Annotated in this window: 1 protein-coding gene; it reads right to left on the bottom strand. The window is 66.2% G+C overall.

All coding sequences use genetic code 11. The features are described 5' to 3' along the window. The coding region (locus AC1D15_RS32910) for a thiamine pyrophosphate-dependent enzyme (RefSeq protein ID WP_477829370.1) at positions 1-1271 on the bottom strand (1271 nt) is incomplete at both ends.

The raw sequence follows: 1271 nt of genomic DNA on the forward strand, positions 1-1271 counted from the left end.
GGAACGGATAGAGCTGCTCGACGCGGATGATCGCCACGTCGGTGCCCTTCTTCTCGGCACGGGCCTTCACCAGGTCGTAGTAGACCTTGCCGGAGCRGGCGACGATGCGCTTGACCTTGTCGGTCGCGATCTCGTCGTTCGCTTCGGGGATCACCGTCTTGAACTCGCCCTTCGTGAACTCGACGAGCGGGGACGTGGCGTCCTTGTTCCGCAGCAGCGACTTCGGCGTCATGATGATCAGCGGCTTGCGGAACATGCGCACCATCTGGCGGCGCAGCACATGGAAGATCTGGCTGGCCGAGGTCGGCTGCACGATCTGCATGTTGTTGTCCGCGGCCAGCTGCATGAAGCGCTCCAGGCGCGCCGACGAGTGCTCCGGGCCCTGGCCTTCATAGCCGTGCGGCAGCATCAGCGTCAGGCCGTTCGCACGGCCCCACTTCACTTCACCGGATGCGATGAACTGGTCGATCACCACCTGCGCGCCGTTGACGAAGTCGCCGAACTGCGCTTCCCAGATCGTCAGCGTGTTCGGGTCGGCGCTCGCGTAGCCGTACTCGAAGCCGAGCACCGCTTCTTCGGAGAGCAGCGAGTCGATCACGACGAACGGGGCCTGGTTGTCGGCCACGTGCTGCAGCGGCGTCCAGGTGCCTTCGTCCCACTTCTCGCGGTTCTGGTCATGCAGCACCGCGTGGCGGTGCGTGAACGTGCCGCGGCCGCTGTCCTCGCCGGACAGGCGGATCGGGTAGCCGCTCGCGACCAGCGACGCGAAGGCGAGGTGCTCGCCCATGCCCCAGTCCATGTTGATGTCGCCGCGGCCCATCGCGGCGCGGTCGGCCAGCACCTTCTCGACCAGCGGGTGCGGCTTGAAGTTCGCCGGCACCGTCGTGATGCGCTCGGCCAGGCGCTTCACCTCGGCCAGAGGCAGCGCGGTGTCGGCCGAATCGGTCCACTTCTTGTTCAGGTACGGCGACCAGTCGACCGCGTACTTGCTCTTGTAGTTAGTCAGCACCGGGTCGATGGTGTGCTTGCCGGCATCCATCGCGGCGCGGAACTCCTTGACCATCGCGTCCGGGCCGTCGGCCGGCAGCACGCCCTGCGCCACCAGCTTGTCGCCGTACAGCTTGCGGGTGCCCGGGTGCTGGGCGATCTTCTTGTACATCAGCGGCTGCGTGAGCGCCGGCGTGTCCTGCTCGTTGTGGCCGAGCTTGCGGAAGCAGACGATGTCGACCACCACGTCCTTGTTGAACTCCTGGCGGTAGTCGAGCGCGAGC

It is taken from the genome of Rhizobacter sp. P2_H2 (assembly GCF_056403375.1).